This is a genomic window from Pontivivens nitratireducens (genome assembly GCF_014235845.1).
Lineage (GTDB): Bacteria > Pseudomonadota > Alphaproteobacteria > Rhodobacterales > Rhodobacteraceae > Pontivivens > Pontivivens nitratireducens.
Genome location: NZ_JACJUQ010000001.1, coordinates 276395 through 294741, shown reverse-complemented (window position 1 = coordinate 294741; position 18347 = coordinate 276395). Strand labels below are relative to the sequence as shown.

The 18347-nt window shown below is 60.9% G+C and carries 17 protein-coding genes, 3 tRNA genes and 1 pseudogene; 3 read left to right on the top strand and 18 right to left on the bottom strand.

Annotated features, from left to right (window positions below):
* Positions 1-93: 93 nt before the first annotated feature.
* From nuoG to H1S03_RS01550, 11 genes and pseudogenes are all read right to left on the bottom strand, one after another.
* A complete protein-coding gene (gene nuoG / locus H1S03_RS01600) occupies positions 94-2109 on the bottom strand; it encodes an NADH-quinone oxidoreductase subunit NuoG (protein WP_185802846.1) in 2016 nt (671 codons plus the stop codon).
* A 4-nt stretch (positions 2110-2113) separates the two neighbouring features.
* Positions 2114-3409 carry an NADH-quinone oxidoreductase subunit NuoF gene (gene nuoF / locus H1S03_RS01595; protein ID WP_185802845.1) on the bottom strand — a complete coding sequence of 432 codons (1296 nt, stop codon included), beginning with the start codon at positions 3407-3409 and terminating at the stop codon, positions 2114-2116.
* Position 3410: 1 nt separating this feature from the next.
* On the bottom strand, positions 3411-3635 hold the full coding sequence (locus H1S03_RS01590) for a DUF5337 family protein (protein WP_166190581.1): 225 nt from the start codon (positions 3633-3635) through the stop codon (positions 3411-3413).
* A gap of 7 nt (positions 3636-3642) precedes the next feature.
* On the bottom strand, positions 3643-4353 hold the full coding sequence (locus H1S03_RS01585) for a hypothetical protein (protein WP_185802844.1): 711 nt from the start codon (positions 4351-4353) through the stop codon (positions 3643-3645).
* 26 nt (positions 4354-4379) lie between these two features.
* Positions 4380-5045 (bottom strand): annotated as a pseudogene (gene nuoE, locus H1S03_RS01580) (NADH-quinone oxidoreductase subunit NuoE); the annotation flags it as partial.
* A 17-nt stretch (positions 5046-5062) separates the two neighbouring features.
* A complete protein-coding gene (locus tag H1S03_RS01575; RefSeq protein WP_185802842.1) occupies positions 5063-6277 on the bottom strand; it encodes an NADH-quinone oxidoreductase subunit D in 1215 nt (404 codons plus the stop codon).
* 69 nt (positions 6278-6346) lie between these two features.
* Entirely contained in the window at positions 6347-6961 is a 615-nt protein-coding gene (locus H1S03_RS01570; RefSeq protein ID WP_166190573.1) for an NADH-quinone oxidoreductase subunit C, read from the bottom strand.
* 3 nt (positions 6962-6964) lie between these two features.
* Entirely contained in the window at positions 6965-7498 is a 534-nt protein-coding gene (locus tag H1S03_RS01565) for a NuoB/complex I 20 kDa subunit family protein (protein WP_166190570.1), read from the bottom strand.
* Positions 7489-7866: an NADH-quinone oxidoreductase subunit A gene (locus tag H1S03_RS01560; protein ID WP_166190567.1), complete on the bottom strand. Its 378-nt coding sequence runs from the start codon at positions 7864-7866 to the stop codon at positions 7489-7491. The genes H1S03_RS01565 and H1S03_RS01560 overlap by 10 nt, the downstream gene beginning before the upstream one ends.
* A gap of 214 nt (positions 7867-8080) precedes the next feature.
* A tRNA-Asp gene (locus H1S03_RS01555) sits at positions 8081-8157 on the bottom strand.
* Between the two features lie 164 nt (positions 8158-8321).
* Positions 8322-8398: transfer RNA gene (locus tag H1S03_RS01550), tRNA-Asp, on the bottom strand.
* A gap of 309 nt (positions 8399-8707) precedes the next feature.
* Here H1S03_RS01550 and H1S03_RS01545 point away from each other — a divergent pair.
* Positions 8708-9841 carry a sensor histidine kinase gene (locus H1S03_RS01545; protein ID WP_185802841.1) on the top strand — a complete coding sequence of 378 codons (1134 nt, stop codon included), beginning with the start codon at positions 8708-8710 and terminating at the stop codon, positions 9839-9841.
* A gap of 20 nt (positions 9842-9861) precedes the next feature.
* Here H1S03_RS01545 and H1S03_RS01540 read toward each other — a convergent pair whose 3' ends face one another.
* From H1S03_RS01540 to tgt, 5 genes are all read right to left on the bottom strand, one after another.
* Positions 9862-10497 carry a YrbL family protein gene (locus H1S03_RS01540; protein WP_185802840.1) on the bottom strand — a complete coding sequence of 212 codons (636 nt, stop codon included), beginning with the start codon at positions 10495-10497 and terminating at the stop codon, positions 9862-9864.
* Between the two features lie 20 nt (positions 10498-10517).
* A tRNA-Val gene (locus H1S03_RS01535) sits at positions 10518-10593 on the bottom strand.
* Between the two features lie 133 nt (positions 10594-10726).
* Entirely contained in the window at positions 10727-11050 is a 324-nt protein-coding gene (locus H1S03_RS01530; RefSeq protein ID WP_185802839.1) for an HU family DNA-binding protein, read from the bottom strand.
* 98 nt (positions 11051-11148) lie between these two features.
* Positions 11149-13548, bottom strand: a complete 2400-nt coding sequence (gene lon, locus H1S03_RS01525; protein ID WP_185802838.1) for an endopeptidase La — start codon at positions 13546-13548, stop codon at positions 11149-11151.
* Between the two features lie 155 nt (positions 13549-13703).
* The gene (tgt, locus tag H1S03_RS01520; RefSeq protein ID WP_185802837.1) at positions 13704-14831 is read right to left on the bottom strand and encodes a tRNA guanosine(34) transglycosylase Tgt; all 1128 of its coding nucleotides are present in this window, start codon (positions 14829-14831) and stop codon (positions 13704-13706) included.
* Positions 14832-15027: 196 nt separating this feature from the next.
* Between tgt and H1S03_RS01515 the strand changes: the two genes are divergently transcribed.
* Complete coding sequence (locus H1S03_RS01515) at positions 15028-15387, top strand: SUF system Fe-S cluster assembly protein (RefSeq protein ID WP_166190550.1); 360 nt, start codon at positions 15028-15030, stop codon at positions 15385-15387.
* Between the two features lie 101 nt (positions 15388-15488).
* On the opposite strand, the gene H1S03_RS01510 is transcribed toward H1S03_RS01515, so the two are convergent.
* On the bottom strand, positions 15489-16241 hold the full coding sequence (locus tag H1S03_RS01510) for a hypothetical protein (protein ID WP_185802836.1): 753 nt from the start codon (positions 16239-16241) through the stop codon (positions 15489-15491).
* 176 nt (positions 16242-16417) lie between these two features.
* Here H1S03_RS01510 and H1S03_RS01505 point away from each other — a divergent pair, with 176 nt between their 5' ends.
* Positions 16418-17965 carry a trimethylamine methyltransferase family protein gene (locus H1S03_RS01505; RefSeq protein ID WP_185803062.1) on the top strand — a complete coding sequence of 516 codons (1548 nt, stop codon included), beginning with the start codon at positions 16418-16420 and terminating at the stop codon, positions 17963-17965.
* Between the two features lie 3 nt (positions 17966-17968).
* Here the strand turns inward: H1S03_RS01505 and H1S03_RS01500 are convergent, their stop codons facing one another.
* Positions 17969-18193 (bottom strand): DUF6477 family protein, encoded by a 225-nt coding sequence (locus H1S03_RS01500; RefSeq protein WP_166190544.1) that lies wholly within the window; start codon positions 18191-18193, stop codon positions 17969-17971.
* Positions 18194-18347 lie beyond the last annotated feature (154 nt).

The following is an 18347-nucleotide window of genomic DNA, read 5'->3' as shown; positions in this document are numbered from 1 at the left end:
CCGGGATGGCGGCACAGATACGTCTTGAGCCATCCCTCACCGTCGCACATCCCTTGCCAAAATCCGGCGGGGAAAGGGCATGACGGGTCATGTCTACTCCGCCGCGATCGGCAGCGCGCGTTCGTGAGCCAACTTCGACAGCTCCGCCATCACCTCGGATGCGCGGGTGATCGGGTTGGTAAGGTAATGATCCTCGACAGGGCTGCGCATGGGCTGCTCACCGCCCTGCCCGCCCTGCACCTGCTGCCACTCATTTTCGGGAACGCTGTCGATGCTGGCCAGATGCGGCACAGCCTCGAACAGAGCCTTTCGCAGCGCGAGCAGGTTGTCATAGGGCAAGGTCTGGCCCAGATGGGCCGACGCTGCGCGGATGATCGCCCAGTTGTCGCGCGCCTCACCCGGGGCGAATCCCGCCCGGTTGGCCCGCTGCGGGCGGCCTTCGGTGTTGACGAACAGGCCGTTTTCCTCAGTCCACGCAGCGCCGGGAAGGATCACATCCGCACGATGCGCGCCCCGGTCGCCATGGCTGCCCTGATAGATCACGAAGGCACCCGCGCCGATCTCGATCTCATCCGCGCCCAGGTTCCAGATCACGTCAGCGTCGTTCATCACGCCCAGAGCACTGTCATTGGTAAAGCCGATATCCATGGCCCCCACGCGGCTGGCCGCAGTATGCAACACCAGCAACTTCGCACCCAGAACCTCGCACATACGCATCGCGCCTGCCAGATTGGCGGTCCCGTCATCGCCAATCAGGGCGCCCTGACCGATCACGACGACGGAGGGCTTGCCCTTCTCCTCGTCGGTGACACCCTCGTCGATCATCTTGGTCAACGCGGCCGTGGTATCGCCTGCATGGTGGTAATCGTAGGTCAGGTCCGCCGCCTCACCCACCAGCGCGATCTGTGCGCCGCGCAGCCAGGCCTTACGGATACGGGCGTTCAGGACCGGTGCCTCGATACGGGGATTGGTGCCGATCAGCAGCACCTTCTCCGCCTCATCCAGATCCTCGATCCGGGCGGTGCCGGCATAGCCCGAGCGGTTGCCCGCAGGCAGCTTCGCGCCATCGGTCCGACATTCCACAGCGCCGCCGAGCCCCTCGACCAGTTGCTTGAGCGCAAACATCGCCTCGACCGGGGCCAGATCGCCCGCGATACCGGCGATTTTCTTGCCATTTGCCGCCGATGCGATTGCCGCGAAGGCTTCGTTCCAGCCTACGGGGGTGAGCTTGCCGCCCTTGCGCACATAGGGGCGATCCAGCCGTTGACGGCGCAATCCGTCCCAGACGAAGCGCGATTTGTCCGACAGCCATTCCTCGTTCACACCATCATGGTTGCGCGGCAGGAAACGCATGACATCACGCCCGCGCGTATCGACCCGAATGTTCGAGCAGAGCGCATCCATCACGTCGATACTCTCAGTATGGGACAACTCCCACGGGCGTGCGGTAAAGGCGTATGGCTTCGACGTCAACGCGCCGACCGGGCACAGGTCGATGACGTTGCCCTGCAATTCGGAGGTCAGCATCTGGCCCAGATAGGAGGTAATCTCACTGTCCTCACCGCGCCCCGTCTGGCCCATCTCGGACACACCGGCAACCTCGGTGGTAAAGCGGACGCAGCGCGTGCAAGAAATGCAGCGCGTCATCTTCGTGGCGACCAGCGGGCCCAGATCGGGATCAATGGCGGAGCGTTTTTCCTCGCGGAAGCGTGAGAAATCGACGCCATAGGCCATCGCCTGATCCTGAAGATCGCATTCGCCGCCCTGATCGCAGATCGGACAGTCCAGCGGGTGGTTGATGAGCAGGAATTCCATCACCCCCTCACGCGCCTTCTTGACCATCGGCGATTTGGTTTTCACCTCGGGCGGCTCACCATCGGGACCGCCGCGCAGATCGCGCACCTGCATGGCGCAAGAGGCCGCAGGCTTCGGCGGGCCGCCGACAACCTCGACCAGACACATGCGGCAGTTGCCCGCGATGCTCAGCCGTTCGTGATAGCAAAAGCGCGGCACCTCGATGCCCGCCTGCTCACAGGCCTGAAGGATGGTCAGCGCCGGATCGACCTCGATCTCAGCCCCGTCGATGATCATTTTGCGTAGGTCGGACATATTGTTACTCCGCAGCGACAGCGGACACGCGGCCCGTGCGCTTGTGCTTGATGCGATCCTCGATCTCGTCACGGTAATGCTGGATCAGACCCTGAATAGGCCAGGCCGCGGCGTCACCGAGCGCGCAGATCGTGTGGCCCTCGACCTGCTTGGTCACGTCGAGCAGCATGTCGATTTCCTCGACCTCCGCGTCGCCGGTCACCAGACGGTCCATCACGCGCATCATCCAGCCGGTGCCCTCACGACACGGGGTGCATTGCCCGCAGCTTTCGTGCTTGTAGAATTTCGACAACCGCCAGATCGCCTTGATGACATCCGTGCTCTGATCCATCACGATGACCGCCGCCGTGCCGAGGCCGGAGCCCTGCCCGCGCAGCCAGTCGAAATCCATGATCGCCTCGTCACAGATCGTGTGCGGCAGGCAGCGCACCGACGATCCGCCGGGGATCACCGTCTTGAGGTTCTTCCAGCCGCCGCGTACGCCGCCGCAGTGCTTTTCCAGCAGTTCCTGCAACGGGATCGACATCGCTTCCTCGACCACACAGGGGTTTTCAACATGGCCGGAGATCGCGAACAGCTTCGTGCCCGCGTTGTTTTCGCGCCCGAAACCCGCGAACCACGCGCCGCCCCGACGCAGGATCGTCGGTACCACGGCGATGGATTCCACGTTGTTCACCGTCGTCGGCGCGCCGTAAAGGCCGGTATTCGCAGGGAATGGCGGCTTGAGCCGGGGCATCCCCTTGCGACCCTCCAGCGATTCCAGCAGCGCGGTTTCCTCACCGCAGATATAAGCGCCGGCACCGTGGTGCAGGTAGATGTCCATATCCCAGCCGGACCCGCAGGCGTTCTTGCCCAGAAGCCCTGCATCATACGCCTCGTCGATGGCGATCTGCATTGCCTCACGCTCACGAATGTACTCGCCCCGGATGTAGATATAGCAGGTGTTGGCGTTCATCGCGAAGGACGCGATCAGACAGCCCTCGATGAACAGATGCGGGTCGTGCCGCATGATCTCACGGTCCTTGCAGGTGCCGGGCTCCGACTCATCCGCATTGACAACCAGATAGGACGGGCGGCCATCGCTTTCCTTCGGCATGAAGGACCACTTCAACCCCGTCGGGAAACCTGCACCACCCCGCCCGCGCAGGCCCGAAGCCTTTACCTCGTTGATGATCCAATCGCGGCCCTTGCCGATGATATCGGCGGTTCCGTCCCAGGCTCCGCGCGACTGAGCACCCTTCAGGCTGCGATCGGCCATGCCGTAGATGTTGGTGAAGATGCGATCCTGATCGGTCAGCATTTCAGTCCCCTTCGCTCCGGCGTGCACGCCAGACATTTATCAATACGAACAATGCCCAGGCCAGTGCGGCCAGCATCGCCAAATCCGCCAGAAAAGCGAAACGCACCGGCAACCCGATCGCTCCACCCACCAGCTGAAACGCCATCCAGCCCAGAAATCCCGCAACGATCACAATCGATGCCTGGCGGGTTTGCCGTTTCAGGCTGGCGTTCCGTTCCTCGTTCATCGGACCCTCAGGAGGCCCCGCCATCGTCCGCCTTCGCGGAGGTTAGCGTTTGCGCTTGCGCGACCCACTCGTCACGCGAAACCCGACCGTTAAAACCTTCGAGATTCGCGTCGATCCATGCCACCTCGGCCTCGGACCATGACGCGATCTGATCGAAATGCCAGAACCCCATGGAGTTCAACATTTGCTCCAGCTTGGGACCCACGCCCTTGATGCGCTTCAGATCGTCGGCCTCGCCGCCGCGCGGGGCGGAGAGGCTTTCGGGCTTACCCCCTAGCGACGGGGCCGTGTCCTCCTCAACCACAGGCGCGGGTGCGGAGGATGCGACCGGCGCGACCTCTTCCTCTGCGCCGCGCGGTTCGGGCACCTCGGCGGGGTCCGCCACAGGCGCGGCAGCCGGATCGGCCCCGGCCTCGGTCGGCGCGACCGCCGGTGCGGGTTCCGCGGGAACCACAGGATCAGAGGGCGCAACCGGCTCGGGGTCCGTCAACTTGACGCCCAAAACCTCCTCCGCCTTATGAATGGTGTCGTCGTCGCCCAGGAAATAGATCAGCACCGCGAACAGCACGATCAGGATCATCACCCCGGCGAAAATCGCCAGCATGCCCGACAGGCCCAGAACGAACATCAGCATCACGGCGAGGATGAACGATACCGCGACGCTGACCAGCAACGCGAATGGCAATTTCGAGGCCGTGAATGGGTTATCGTCTGACATGGTTCGCTCCCTGTTCAGCCTTCGGTGATCCGCGCGATGCTGTCACCCTTTTCGGTGGCGAGCGTCACGGACATGTTCGCAGCCTGCCGGTTCTCACCATGCTCGGTCAACGAGGTCAGGCCGGATTTCGGCTCCGAGGCGAAGCGGCCGTTGCGCGAACCGGGCACCGGCACCTTACCGGCATAAAGTTCATCAATGATCTGGGCGAAGCTCTCCGCTGTCAGATCCTCGTAATAATCCTTGCCGATCTGCGCCATGGGAGCGTTCGAACAGGCGCCGAGGCATTCGACCTCCTCCCAGCTCAACTTGCCATCCGGGGACCGTTCGTGGGCGTTCGCCGCGATTTTCTGCTTGCAGACGGCCATCAGGTCCTCCGCACCGCAGATCATGCAGGACGTGGTTCCGCAAACCTGGATATGGGCGATATCGCCGACGGGGTGCAGTTGGAACATGAAGTAGAAGGTCGCGACCTCCATCCCGCGAATATTTGCCAGACCGAGCATTTCGCACACAGTCTCGATCGCGGGACGGCTCAGCCAGCCCTCCTGCTCCTGCGCGCGCCACAGCAACGGGATGATGGCGGATGCGGCACGACCCTCGGGATATTTGGCGATCTGCTTTTCGGCCCAAGCGAGGTTCGCCTCGGTGAAGGCGAAGCTGTCGGGCTGGTTCTTGTGAAGTCTGCGGAGCATGTCGGTCTTCCTTGGCTTCAGCGATCGACTTCGCCGAACACGACGTCGAGCGAACCGAGAATAGCGGAAATATCAGCGAGTTGGTGGCCCTTGCACAAATGGTCCATCGCTTCGAGATGCGCGAAACCGGGGGCCCGAATCTTGGCGCGGTAAGGTTTGTTCGAACCGTCGGCCACGAGGTACACGCCGAATTCACCCTTGGGGGCCTCAACGGCGGCGTAAACCTCGCCCTCCGGCACATGAAACCCTTCGGTGTAGAGTTTGAAGTGATGGATCAACGCTTCCATGGAGGTCTTCATCTCGGCCCGGGGCGGCGGGGATATCTTGCCCTTCGTCTGAACCGGTTCGCCCTTGACGAGTTCCATCTTTTCAAGGCATTGGCGCATGATCTTCACGCTCTCGCGCATCTCCATCATCCGGCACAGATACCGGTCATAGCAATCGCCATGTGTTCCGACGGGAATCTGGAAATCCATCTCGTCGTAGCATTCATAAGGCTGCGCCCGGCGCAAATCCCACGCCAGCCCCGAGCCGCGCACCATCACCCCGGAGAAGCCGAGATCGAAGCATTCCTGCTGCGACACGACAGCGATATCGACGTTGCGCTGCTTGAAGATACGGTTCTCGGTCAGCAGGCCGTCGATATCGTCAAGCGTATGGTGGAACTCCTCCGTCCACTGCCAGATATCGTCGCACAATTGCTGGGTCAGATCCTGATGCACTCCGCCGGGGCGGAAATAAGCCGCGTGCAGTCGCGCACCGCAGGCCCGCTCGCAAAAGATCATCAGCTTTTCACGTTCCTCAAAGCCCCACAGCGGCGGAGTCAGCGCACCGACGTCCATAGCCTGCGTCGTCACGTTCAGCAAGTGATTGAGAATGCGGCCGATTTCGCAGAACAGCACACGGATCAGCGAGCCGCGGCGCGGCACAGGCGTACCGGTCAGCTTCTCGATCGCCAGGCACCATGCATGCTCCTGATTCATCGGGGCCACGTAGTCCAGCCGATCGAAATAAGGCAGATTCTGCAGGTAAGTGCGCGATTCCATAAGCTTTTCGGTGCCGCGATGCAGCAGGCCGATATGCGGGTCACACCGCTCCACGATCTCACCGTCCAGTTCGAGGACCAACCTCAAAACGCCGTGAGCCGCCGGGTGTTGCGGACCGAAATTGATGTTGAAATTGCGAATCTGCTGCTCGCCGGTCAGCACGTCGTCGAATTTCGAACCGTCCATCTGTCAGCCCTCCTCAGGCCTAAAATCACTGGCTGCGCTGCGGCTGCGCTGCGGCGGACACTCTTGGCCTCACCCCTTGGGGGTTTCGGGCGCTTTCTCGTCACCGGGAAGGATGTATTCGGCACCCTCCCAAGGGCTCATCAAATCGTAGCTGCGGTAATCCTGCGTCAGGTTCACCGGCTCATAGACCACCCGCTTCGTGGTCTCATCATACCGAACCTCGGTATAGCCCGTGGTCGGAAAATCCTTGCGCAGCGGATGGCCGCGAAATCCGTAATCCGTAAGGATACGGCGCAGATCCGGATGGCCCGAAAACAGGATTCCGAACATATCGAAGATCTCACGCTCATACCAATCGGCGGATTGGTAGACGGAGGTGATCGACGGCACGATTTCCTTCTCCCGCACGCCGGCCTTAACCCGGATGCGGATGTTCTGGGTCATCGACAGCAGGTGATAGACCAGATCGAAACGCTTTTCACGACCCGGCCAATCGACCGCCGTGATGTCGATGAGGGTCTGGAACTGGCACGACGTGTCCCCCCGCAGGAACGACAGGAATTTCGCCAGAGAAGACGGTACGACCGTGATCGTCAGCTCGTCATTCCGGATCGCGGCGTCCAGCACGGCATCGCCCTGATGGGCCGCGATATGGGCGGAGAGTTCGTTGAGCGCGTCTGACATGACCTACCTCGTAATCGTGCCGGTACGGCGCATTTTCCGCTGAAGCTGAAGGATGCCGTACAGCAAAGCCTCCGCCGTGGGAGGGCAGCCGGGAACGTAGATATCGACAGGAACGATCCGGTCGCAGCCACGCACCACGGAATAGGAATAGTGATAGTAGCCACCCCCATTCGCACAGGATCCCATCGAAATGACATAGCGCGGCTCAGGCATCTGATCGTAAACCTTGCGCAGGGCCGGTGCCATCTTGTTGGTCAAGGTGCCCGCCACGATCATCAGGTCAGACTGGCGCGGCGATGCACGGGGAGCGGTGCCGAACCTTTCCAGATCGTAGCGCGGCATCGAGGTGTGCATCATCTCGATCGCGCAACACGCCAGACCGAACGTCATCCAGTGCAGCGAACCCGTCCGCGCCCAGTTGATGATGTCATCGGTAGAGGTCAGCAGAAACCCCTTGTCCGCCAACTCGTTGGACAATTGCCGCGTCGCGACCTCACGATCGCCGCCTGCGGTATTGACTGCGGTGCTCACTCCCATTCGAGGGCCCCTTTCTTCCATTCGTAGACGAACCCGACGGTCAGAACGCCGAGGAAAACCATCATGGACCAAAAGCCGGTCATGTCCCCCGACTGCGCACGTTCAGCAAAGGACGTGGCCCAGGGAAACAGGAAAGCAACTTCGAGGTCGAAGATGATGAACAGGATCGAAACCAGATAGAACCGCACGTCGAACTTCATCCGCGCATCGTCAAAGGCGTTGAATCCACACTCATAGGCCGAAACCTTTTCCGCATCCGGATTGCGCACCGCAATGACGAGGGCCGCGAAAATAAGGATGAGGCCCAGTGCGATGGCCAGCCCCAGAAAGATCAGGATTGGCAGATATTCGCGAAGCAGACCATCCATACCGCGATTCCTTTCGTCTCGAACCGTAATCTCTTTAGGCTGGTCTAAACCCGTGCCCGGTGGGGGTCAACGCATAGGCGTGGCGTTTCATGTGCGGTATGTGCGCACGGCACGCGAAATCACGTTCAAACCGATGTGAAGGACGAAATTCAGGCGCGTGGGTGTGTCCAAAACCAGTCAGTCCCGAAGTTCGGGATAAATTTCGGGGGTAAAGTGGCGCGGTTGACGGGGCTCGAACCCGCGACCTCCGGCGTGACAGGCCGGCACTCTAACCAACTGAGCTACAACCGCGCAATCCCCTGCTGGGGATGGGGGCGGTTTAGTCAGACACCGTTGGACCGTCAAGCGGTTTCTGGGCACAAATCCACAAGATATTGCGGACGGGGGGAACCGCATCACCAGCCCGGATTCAACGGTTCTGTAGCGCGATAAAACATGGAGATAAGATGAGGCGATGGCGCGGTTGACGGGGCTCGAACCCGCGACCTCCGGCGTGACAGGCCGGCACTCTAACCAACTGAGCTACAACCGCTCGCCTCGACCATGGAAACCGGTGTCGCCTTGGTGTGGGGGTGTTTAGAATCGAGGGGCAGCACCGTCAAGCGCGAAAGCACCGTGATCTACAGCGCTGTGGAATTATCTTCACATAATTTGTGACGCACCTACGGGGGTGTACTGTCGCAATTCCCAAACGATGCTAGGAAAAGAGAATTGTTGCTGCGTCAAGGTCACGAATTTCACAGATACGGTATCGTAACGCACTAACAATCCGAGTGAAAATGAAGTATGGTTCTGCCACGTCAATTGGGGTTTGGCGGACCAGGGGATCATGCCAGCTATTATGAATTATACGTCTGATATAGAAGCGGATCGCATAGCTGCGCTGGTTGAGACCGGCCTGCTCGACACGTCGCAGGATGAGCGGTTCGATCGTTACACGCGCCTTGCCTCCGCGCTAACGGATTGCCCAATCGCGCTGATTACGCTGCTTGATGACAAGCGACAGTGGTTCAAATCCCGTGTCGGGCTGGATGTGGAGCAGACGCCACGCTCCGACGCGTTCTGCGACTACACCATTCGCGGCCAGAATCTCATGATCGTCGAGGACGCGCTGAAGGACCCCAGGTTCGTCAACAACGCCCTCGTCACGGGTGATCCATTCATTCGTTTCTATGCGGGCGTGCCGCTGTGGCTGTCCAGCGGTCACTGTATCGGTGCGCTGTGCGTGATCGACCGGAAACCGCGTTCGGGTGGCGAACTGACCGGGCTTCGCGAACTGGAAGATCTGGCGCAGACCCTGACGCTTGAGATTGAGGCCCATACCAAGGATTCCAAGCGGGTGCAGGCCATGGCCGATCAGGAGATCGTCATCGCTGAATTGAAGCACCGCATGGGCAACCTCTACACCAATGTAGCGGCACTGATCCGCAATTCGGATGACGGGCTGGCCTCGCGTGAGGATTTCAGCACGCAGTTGCAAAACCGGGTCAACATGATGGCACATGCGCAACGGCGACTGGCGGAGCGTGATTTCCGCTCCACCGATCTGTCTGCCCTCGTCGGTGACGCCGTGCGTGATTTCGGCGGAACTCACGGCGCGTCGGAACGGATCGTGATCGATGGTGCGCCCTGCTCGATCAATCCCCGCAGCGCGATGTCCATCGCATTGATGATACATGAACTGGGCACGAACGCCCTGAAGCACGGCGCTTTGCGCGATGCGGACGGGCGGGTGAACTTGTCATGGCGTCAGGATGAGTCCCGATTCCATATCGAATGGGTCGAAAATACCGTTGCCCACGTCCCGCAATGTGACGAAACGCAATCGGACCGGCATCGCGTCGGCTTTGGCAGTACGTTGTTGTACCGTATCATCCCGATGGAACTGGGTGGAACGCTGGACAAGGGGTTTGGGCCGAATGGCTTTTTCTACAAACTTCAGGCGGATTCGATCCTGTTGAACGAACCGGTCTGAACCGCCATTGGTGCCCTTCCCTAGCCTATGCTTGCCAGAACCCGAGCCATCTTGCGTCTGAGCATCCGCTCATTGAGCCGCCGCGAATATCTGTGAACCGGGATCAAGGTCTTTTCCCCAAAACCGTCGATACAGATCAAACGATCCGAATCCTGCGGATCCACGACCAGATTGCCCAGATGAGCATCGCCCAGAACGATGTGGTGTTCGATACAATATTCAAAGAAGCGATGCAGCGCCGCGATATGTTCCTGCGTCAGCTTGCCATCCTTGTGCAAACTCGCAAGGGTCGGAACCGTCTCACCATGGTCCGAAATCCGCTCGACCAACAGCCCAAGTCCCCGCGTCGTCGCCGCCAGGCCGAGCGGCCGAGCGAATGGCAGCCTGAAATCCGGTGTCGAGATCTGGTTGCGCGCCGCGATCAGATATTCGTCGATTTCCCGTCGAAACGACAGATACACCCCCCAGGGTCGCCGGCGTTTCCCATTGCGCTGCACCGGGTGCCCGTCAGGACCAACCACATCGGCACGGACCACTTTGACAAGCACGTCGTCATCGTCCGGATGGACATAGACCTCACGCAATGACCCCGCTGCGACGAAGGTGCATTTTTCGATATCCAGGATGCCGGTCAGTGACAAGATAAGCTCCGCCATGCGGAAGGAGGAGTGAGGAATGGTGGGCGGTGAGGGGCTCGAACCCCCGACCCATTCGGTGTAAACGAATTGCTCTACCAACTGAGCTAACCGCCCTTGGAGGCGATGTTTATGACACCCTAACGGGCACGTCTAGCGGCAAATTCACGTGGGGACCAGTTTGCGCGGTCCAAGTCTGAAACCGCGCGAAAATCATCACGCGGAACGATGCACGGCTGTGCCGCTCGGGTCAGTCGTCATCCGACTCTTGCATGGCGGCGATACGCGCATCCTTTGCCGGAACCAGCCGGTACATAGGCTTCGCGCCCTCACGGCTCGGATACTTGATACGGATTTTCCCCAATGTCGGGTAGTGCAGTTCGTTTCCGTCCAGCAAGCCCTGCCGCATGTAGCCCAACGCGGAGTCGAGGATCAGGCGCACGTCTGCCTTGCTCTGCCCGGTTTCCTGTGCCACGTGCGCCACGATCTCACGCTTGCGCAGCATGGCGGTTTCTTCTGCCTCGATCGCGGTCTCATCGGCGGGAACGTCGTTGATGTCGTCGTTGTCCGTCATTTGGCATTCTTTCCAGTTGGTCAAAAAAATGGAGCGGCTGCTTTCCACAAGCACCCGCTCCACACGCATGTCAACTATACTCACGCAAACGAGAGCAATTAATGGGCAGCCAGTCCGTGTTCGTTCTTGCTGGACCCGGACGAAGCGACCAGTTCAGCCGTCTCGTCCCACTCCACCGGTTCGGGCTTGCGCGTCAGCGCGATGTTCAGAACCTCCGTCACGTTGGCGACGGGAATGATCTCCATTCCGTCCTTCACGGTGTCGGGAATGTCCACGAGGTCCTTTGCGTTATCCTTGGGGATCAGGACAGTCTTGATGCCACCGCGCAGGGCGGCCAGCAGCTTTTCCTTCAACCCGCCGATGGGCAGGACATTACCGCGCAGCGTTACCTCTCCCGTCATGGCCACGTCGCGGCGCACCGGGATCTGGGTCAGCACGCTGACGATGGATGTAACCATGCCGATCCCGGCGGAGGGTCCATCCTTGGGCGTGGCGCCCTCGGGAACGTGGACGTGGATGTCCATCTTCTCGAACTCGGGCGGCTTGACCCCCAGCGAGACGGAGCGCGAACGGACATAGGACGACGCGGCGTCGATGCTTTCCTTCATCACGTCGCCCAGCTTGCCCGTGGTCTTCATCCGACCCTTGCCCGGCAGGCGCAGCGCTTCGATCGACAGCAGATCACCGCCGACCTCCGTCCAGGCGAGGCCGGTGACGACGCCGATAACGTCCTCCTCCTCGGCCAGACCGAACTTGAACCGCTTCACGCCCAGGAAATCGGACAGCGTGTCGGAGGTGACTTCGACCCTGTCCGTTTCCTTCTTCACCAGCTGGGTGACGGCCTTGCGGCACAGCTTCGCCAATTCCCGCTCAAGGTTCCGCACACCGGCCTCACGCGTGTAGTAGCGCACGATGTCGCGCAGGGCGTCATCGGTCAGCGCGAACTCCTTCTTGCGCAGACCGTGGCCCTTTTCCTGCTTTGGCAGCAGGTGACGACGCGCGATCTCAACCTTTTCGTCCTCGGTGTAACCCGCGACGGAGATGATCTCCATCCGGTCGAGCAACGGCCGGGGCATGTTGTACGAATTGGCCGTCGTGATGAACATCACGTTGGACAGGTCGTAGTCCACTTCGAGGTAGTGGTCGTTGAAGGTCGCGTTCTGCTCCGGGTCCAGCACCTCCAGCATGGCGGAGGCGGGATCGCCACGGAAGTCTTGCCCCATCTTGTCGATCTCATCGAGCAGAATGAGCGGATTCGTGGTCTTCGCCTTTTTCATCGACTGGATGATCTTGCCGGGCATCGAGCCGATATAGGTGCGGCGGTGGCCCCTGATCTCGGATTCGTCGCGCACACCGCCCAGCGAGATGCGAATGAACTCGCGCCCCGTCGCCTTGGCCACGGATTTGCCCAGCGACGTCTTGCCGACGCCGGGAGGGCCCACGAGGCACAGGATCGGCCCGCGCAGTTTCTGACTGCGCTGCTGCACGGCGAGGTATTCGACGATGCGTTCCTTGACCTTCTCAAGCCCGTAATGATCCGCGTCCAGAACCGCCTCGGCCTTGCCCAGATCCTTTTTCACGCGGGATTTCTTGCCCCACGGGATCGACAGCATCCAGTCGAGGTAGTTGCGCACGACCGTCGCCTCGGCAGACATCGGGGACATGTTCTTGAGCTTCTTCAGCTCCGCCAATGTCTTTTCCAGCGCCTCGTCGGACAGCTTGGTCGCGGCGATCTTTTCCTCGTACTCGGCTACGGCGTCCTCGTTCGTGTCGCCGTCACCCAGTTCCTTCTGGATCGCCTTCATCTGCTCGTTCAGATAATATTCGCGCTGGGTACGCTCCATCTGTGTCTTGACGCGGGATTTGATCTTCTTTTCCACGCGCAGGACGGAAATCTCACCCTGCATCATGCCGAAGATCTTCTCCAGCCGCGCACCAAGGTCAGCGGTTTCCAGCAGGTCCTGCTTCTGCTCGATCTTTGCGCCCAGATGGCCCGCGACGGTGTCGGCGAGCTTCTGCGCCTCCGCGATCTCACCTACGGCAGCGACCGCTTCGTCAGGAATGTTCTTGTTCAGCTTGGCATAGCGTTCGAAATCGGCGGCGATGTTGCGGGTCAGCGCCTCGATGGCGTCCTCATCCTCGCGCGTTTCGATGATCTGCGTGGCATCGGCCTCGAAATATTCACCGGCGTCGCGGATGGTATCGAGGTTCTGACGGGTCTGCCCCTCGACCAGAACCTTGACGGTGCCGTCCGGCAGTTTGAGCAGTTGCAGAACACTGGCCAGCACGCCGGTGGTGTAGATCGACGCCTCGGTCGGCTCATCCTCGGCCGGATCGCGCTGCGCGGCCAGCAGGATTTTCTTGTCACCGGTCATCACGGCTTCCAATGCCTTGACCGACCGTTCGCGGCCTACGAACAGCGGGACGACCATGTGCGGAAAGACGACGATGTCGCGCAGGGGAAGGACCGGAAGGGTAATTTTCGGAGTCTCGGTCATAAAATGTCCTTTCTAGCAAGGGGCCCGGTCCCGATCATCGGCAACGCAGGCTCCTCCATCATGCAAATGTAACTGTGCTTCGTTCACGGTGCGTTCAAGAGGCGCGGCGAGTCATCGGGGCATGTTGCGCTGTGGGGATCGCGGCGACAAGGGACCTACAGACGCTCCATGTCCCCATCCGCGCGCCTGGCATGAAACGCCGCGACGAAATCGTCCAGATTTCCGGCCGAAATGGCGTCGCGCAGACCCTGCATCAGCTCCTGATAATAGTGCAGGTTGTGCCAGGTCAGCAGCATCGAGGCGATGATCTCCTGTGCCTTGTTGACGTGGTGCAGATAGGCTCGCGAATAATTGCTACAGGCAGGGCACGTGCATTCCGGGTCCAGCGGGCGCGGATCGTCGGCATGGCGGGCGTTGCGAATGTTGACCTGACCAAAGCGGGTCTGCGCCTGCCCCGTACGACCGGAGCGGGAAGGAAGCACGCAGTCGAACATGTCGATGCCACGCTGGACCGCGCCGACGATGTCGTCCGGCTTGCCCACACCCATCAGATAGCGGGGCTTGTCCGCCGGCAACTGGTCCGGCGCATAGTCCAGACAGCCGAACATCGCGTCCTGTCCCTCCCCCACGGCCAGGCCGCCCACCGCATAGCCGTCAAAGCCGATGGCGGTCAGTGCCTCCGCCGATCTGGCGCGCAGGTCCTGCTCCAGTCCGCCCTGCTGGATGCCGAACAGGGCATGACCGGGACGATCGCCAAAGGCATCGCGGCTGCGCTGCGCCCAGCGCATCGACAATTCCATGCTCTTTTCAATCGCAGGACGATCCGCGGGCAAGGCCGGGCATTCATCGAAACACATCACGATGTCGGAGCCGAGGAGCTTTTGTATCTCCATGCTCCGCTCGGGGCTGAGGAAATGCTCGGACCCGTCGATATGGGATTTGAAGCGCACGCCCTCCTCGCTCATCTTGCGCAGATCGGCCAGCGACATGACCTGAAAGCCACCGGAATCCGTCAGGATCGGGCGGTCCCAGTTCATGAATTTGTGCAAACCGCCCAGATTGGCCACGCGCTCGGCTCCCGGACGCAGCATCAGGTGATAGGTGTTGCCCAGCAGAATGTCGGCACCGGTGGCGCGGACATTTTCGGGCAGCATCGCCTTGACCGTTGCCGCCGTGCCCACGGGCATGAAGGCGGGGGTGCGGATCTCTCCACGCGGCGTGTCGATCTGCCCGGTGCGGGCCTTGCCATCGGTGGCGGCGATGGTGAAGCTGAAACGGCTCATGGTACTCTCCCGATCTGTAGCGGGGATGCCGTGCGCGCCGCGCGCCGTCAACTGCCCTGCCAGTTCACTCTCATCAAATATTTCACTTTCCCCAAATATCCCCGCCGGAGGCTGCGACGTCGCGATAAAAGCGCACCTTTACGATGGGGCGACGTTTCCTATATATTCACTCAGGTATATAGTTGAGGAGCCGCGCATGAACGCCGAGGCACCGATGGAGGGTACGCCCCTCATCAAACCATCCAGCACCGATCATCCGCTTTACGAGTCCATCGTGGAGGCGTGCCGAACCGTGCATGACCCTGAAATTCCGGTCAATATCTACGACCTGGGTCTGGTCTACACCATCGAGATCGCGGAGGACGGAGCGGTCGATATCCTGATGACGCTGACCGCGCCGGGCTGTCCCGTCGCGGGTGAGATGCCGGGCTGGGTCGCCGACGCCGTCGCCCCGCTGCCCGGGGTAAAAACGGTCGATGTCCAACTGATCTGGGAGCCGCCCTGGGGCATGGAAATGCTGTCGGATGAGGCACGGCTGGAACTCGGCTTCATGTAAGCCTGCTTCTGCGGTGTCGGAAGACCCATCGAAATGCGAAAGGCCGCGCAATTAGCGCGGCCTTTGTCGTGAGAATGCAGTGTCGTCAAAATGCGTCGAATCTATCGAATCTGCACTTCGTTCAGAACGTAATCCCGATCATTCACAATCACGGTCAGAACATCGTCCGCGATCCGCAGATCAACGACATCGATTTCCGCGCCGCCACGACAATCGCTCAACTCGAAACGAGCTGTGGTTTCTGTGGGCGTAATGGTGCAGGCGCCGTCGCTCCAAATCAGGAAGTCCGGTCCGATCACCCAGTCGGGCGTTTGCGCATCTGCATCCTGTGCCCACGCCCCCAGATATGGTTTCAGCCGCTCTGGTGCGAGGTCTTCGGCTGTGTTCGTGCTGGCGGGCGCTGTTGTATCGGCATCAGCTTCGGATGTGCGAAGCTCGGCCAAGGCATTTTCGGCCCGTTGTGCCGCAAGCTCGGCGCGGATGGCAGCCTCACGCGCGTCTGCGTCCGTCCGGCTGGCCTGTAATTCACGGGCACGCGACGCGGATTCAGCCCTCAATGCCGCGATTTCGTCTTCCAGGGCGACACGTTGCGCGATCAAAGCCTCACGCTCCTCATCCGCATCGGCCAGCGCTTGCGACAAGGCCTCTGCCTCTGGATCCGGCAGTTCTTCCTCAGCGGTTACGGTCTCAATAGGCAATTCTCCGTCGAGTTCCTGCGTTTCCTGCTGGCCTTCGGACGCGGCCAGTTCCTCGGTGGACTGTGTGGTCTGGGTTTCGGCGGCTTCGTCCTCGTCCTCCCAACATCCGGCGAGGGCAAGGGACGCGACTGTCAGCATCAGGGCGGTGCGGCGCATGAAATCTCCGATTCAAAATGATGTCGTTCATCGCTCAACGCATGAACGTGTCAGGTGGTTGCGTCCATGTCGCTTCCGACATGCGGAAAGCCGCATTCCTCGCCGGATCCGTCGCGGTAACCTTTAAGATATCTTCAGAGAACGGCATCGGACCTTCGGGGGCAGACATGACGGATATGGCAGACGTTCAGGGTGCACGGCGAACCGGACGGCGGGGCGGCGGTGGTGCCGCGCGCCGAGCCGAGAGGACAGCCCCCCGTATCGAAGCCGCAAGATATATCGAACGGAACATACCGAATTTCGAGATTCTCACCCCCGAAGCCATCGAAATAATCGAGCACAACGCCGAGACCATTCTGGAGGAGATCGGCGTCGCCTTCGTAGATAATCCGGCGGCCCTGGACCGCTGGCGCGAGGCCGGGGCCGATGTGCAGGGCGAGCGGGTGCACATTCCGCGTGGGCTGGCCCGTGCTCTGTGCGCCACTGCCCCCGCACAATTCACCCAGCATGCCCGCAATCCCGATCGCAACGTGGTGATTGGCGGAAAATCACTGGTCCTCGCCCCGGTCTACGGCCCGCCTTTCGTGCGCGATACCGATGGCGGGCGGCGATACGCGACGATGGACGATTTTCGCAAGTTCGTGAAGCTGGGCTACATGTCGAAATGGCTGCACCATTCCGGCGGTACGGTCTGCGAGCCGACGGATATCGCAGTGAACAAGCGGCATCTGGATATGTTGCAGGCGCATATGACGCTGTCGGACAAACCTTTCATGGGCAGTGTGACGGAGCCGATCCGAGCCACCGACTCGGTGGAGATGTGCAAGATCCTGTTCGGGCACGCCGCGACCGAGGCCCCTCACATGACGTCCCTGATCAACGTCAACTCCCCCCTTACCTTCGACAACACCATGATGGGCGCGTTGGAGATCTATGCCGAGAATATGCAAGCCTGCATCATCTCCCCTTTCATCGTGGGCGGTGCGATGGCGCCTGTGTCGGTTGCGGGCACCTTGACGCAAGTGCTGGCGGAGGCGCTGGCGGGAATCGCGTATTCCCAGTTGGTGCGTCGCGGAGCGCCGGTAATCTTCGGTGCGTTCGTGACCTCGATCGACATGAATTCCGGCGCACCGACCTTCGGCACGCCCGAGGCGTCCAAGATCCTGTGGGGTGCAGGCCAACTCGCACGGCGGCTGAACCTGCCGTTCCGGTCCGGCGGCGGGCTGTGCGGATCGAAGCTGCCCGATGCGCAGGCGGGCTATGAGACCGCCAATACGCTGAATGCCTCCCTTTTGGGCGGTGTGAACTTCATGTTGCACGCCTGCGGCTGGCTGGAGGGCGGTCTGGTCGCCAGCTTCGAGAAATTCGTGCTGGACGCCGATCAGCTCGGCATCCTGCATTCCATCGCCGCCGGTGTGGATGTCAGCGAAAACGGTCAGGCGATGGATGCAATCCGTGAGGTCGGCCCGGGGGGGCACTACCTCGGCTGTGCCCACACGCAGGCGAATTTCAAGGATGCGTTCTGGCGCTCCGACGTGCTCGACTATCGGCCCTATGAGACGTGGGTCGATGGCGGAGGACCGGATTCGCAAGCTTTGGCCAGTGTGCGGGTGCAACGCATGCTCGACGAATATGTCGCCCCCCCCATCGAGCAGAGCATCGCTGAGGGCTTGCAGGACTATATCGATCGACGCAAGGCGAGCGAACCGGACGCGTTCGGCTGACCCTCAAAGCAGACAGCGACGCGCGGCCAGCAATCGGGCCAGCGCGGTCACATGGGCGAGCGGCGAATAGGCGGCATCGCCCATGCGACGCAACTGATCCAGATGCCCCTCGCGCTGCGTCAGGGAGGTAATATCCGACCCCTGCCCCTTGAGGGCGGCCGCGACCTGCGTGGCGGCGGCGATCAGGGAACGGGGGCGGCGCAGGGTGGGTTGAGCGATGATCTTCATGAAATGACCTTCCGGAATATGCGTTTGAATACCGGGATCATCGTCCGCCTCACACGGGTGTTGCGCCTGAATATCGTTCAGCGCGCGGTTGTGCGGTCGCGTTAACACTTTGGAAGGATTCGGCGGTTACCCATGGATTACCGACATTTTTAGA

Bases quoted from the DNA above. Each gene is read 5' to 3' on its own strand.
- nuoG (WP_185802846.1), bottom strand. From the start codon at position 2,109: ATGTCCGACCTACGCAAAATGATCATCGACGGGGCTGAGATCGAGGTC.
- nuoF (WP_185802845.1), bottom strand. From the start codon at position 3,409: ATGCTGACCGATCAGGATCGCATCTTCACCAACATCTACGGCATGGCC.
- H1S03_RS01590 (WP_166190581.1), bottom strand. From the start codon at position 3,635: ATGAACGAGGAACGGAACGCCAGCCTGAAACGGCAAACCCGCCAGGCA.
- H1S03_RS01585 (WP_185802844.1), bottom strand. From the start codon at position 4,353: ATGTCAGACGATAACCCATTCACGGCCTCGAAATTGCCATTCGCGTTG.
- H1S03_RS01575 (WP_185802842.1), bottom strand. From the start codon at position 6,277: ATGGACGGTTCGAAATTCGACGACGTGCTGACCGGCGAGCAGCAGATT.
- H1S03_RS01570 (WP_166190573.1), bottom strand. From the start codon at position 6,961: ATGTCAGACGCGCTCAACGAACTCTCCGCCCATATCGCGGCCCATCAG.
- H1S03_RS01565 (WP_166190570.1), bottom strand. From the start codon at position 7,498: ATGGGAGTGAGCACCGCAGTCAATACCGCAGGCGGCGATCGTGAGGTC.
- H1S03_RS01560 (WP_166190567.1), bottom strand. From the start codon at position 7,866: ATGGATGGTCTGCTTCGCGAATATCTGCCAATCCTGATCTTTCTGGGG.
- H1S03_RS01545 (WP_185802841.1), top strand. From the start codon at position 8,708: ATGAATTATACGTCTGATATAGAAGCGGATCGCATAGCTGCGCTGGTT.
- H1S03_RS01540 (WP_185802840.1), bottom strand. From the start codon at position 10,497: ATGGCGGAGCTTATCTTGTCACTGACCGGCATCCTGGATATCGAAAAA.
- H1S03_RS01530 (WP_185802839.1), bottom strand. From the start codon at position 11,050: ATGACGGACAACGACGACATCAACGACGTTCCCGCCGATGAGACCGCG.
- lon (WP_185802838.1), bottom strand. From the start codon at position 13,548: ATGACCGAGACTCCGAAAATTACCCTTCCGGTCCTTCCCCTGCGCGAC.
- tgt (WP_185802837.1), bottom strand. From the start codon at position 14,831: ATGAGCCGTTTCAGCTTCACCATCGCCGCCACCGATGGCAAGGCCCGC.
- H1S03_RS01515 (WP_166190550.1), top strand. From the start codon at position 15,028: ATGAACGCCGAGGCACCGATGGAGGGTACGCCCCTCATCAAACCATCC.
- H1S03_RS01510 (WP_185802836.1), bottom strand. From the start codon at position 16,241: ATGCGCCGCACCGCCCTGATGCTGACAGTCGCGTCCCTTGCCCTCGCC.
- H1S03_RS01505 (WP_185803062.1), top strand. From the start codon at position 16,418: ATGGCAGACGTTCAGGGTGCACGGCGAACCGGACGGCGGGGCGGCGGT.
- H1S03_RS01500 (WP_166190544.1), bottom strand. From the start codon at position 18,193: ATGAAGATCATCGCTCAACCCACCCTGCGCCGCCCCCGTTCCCTGATC.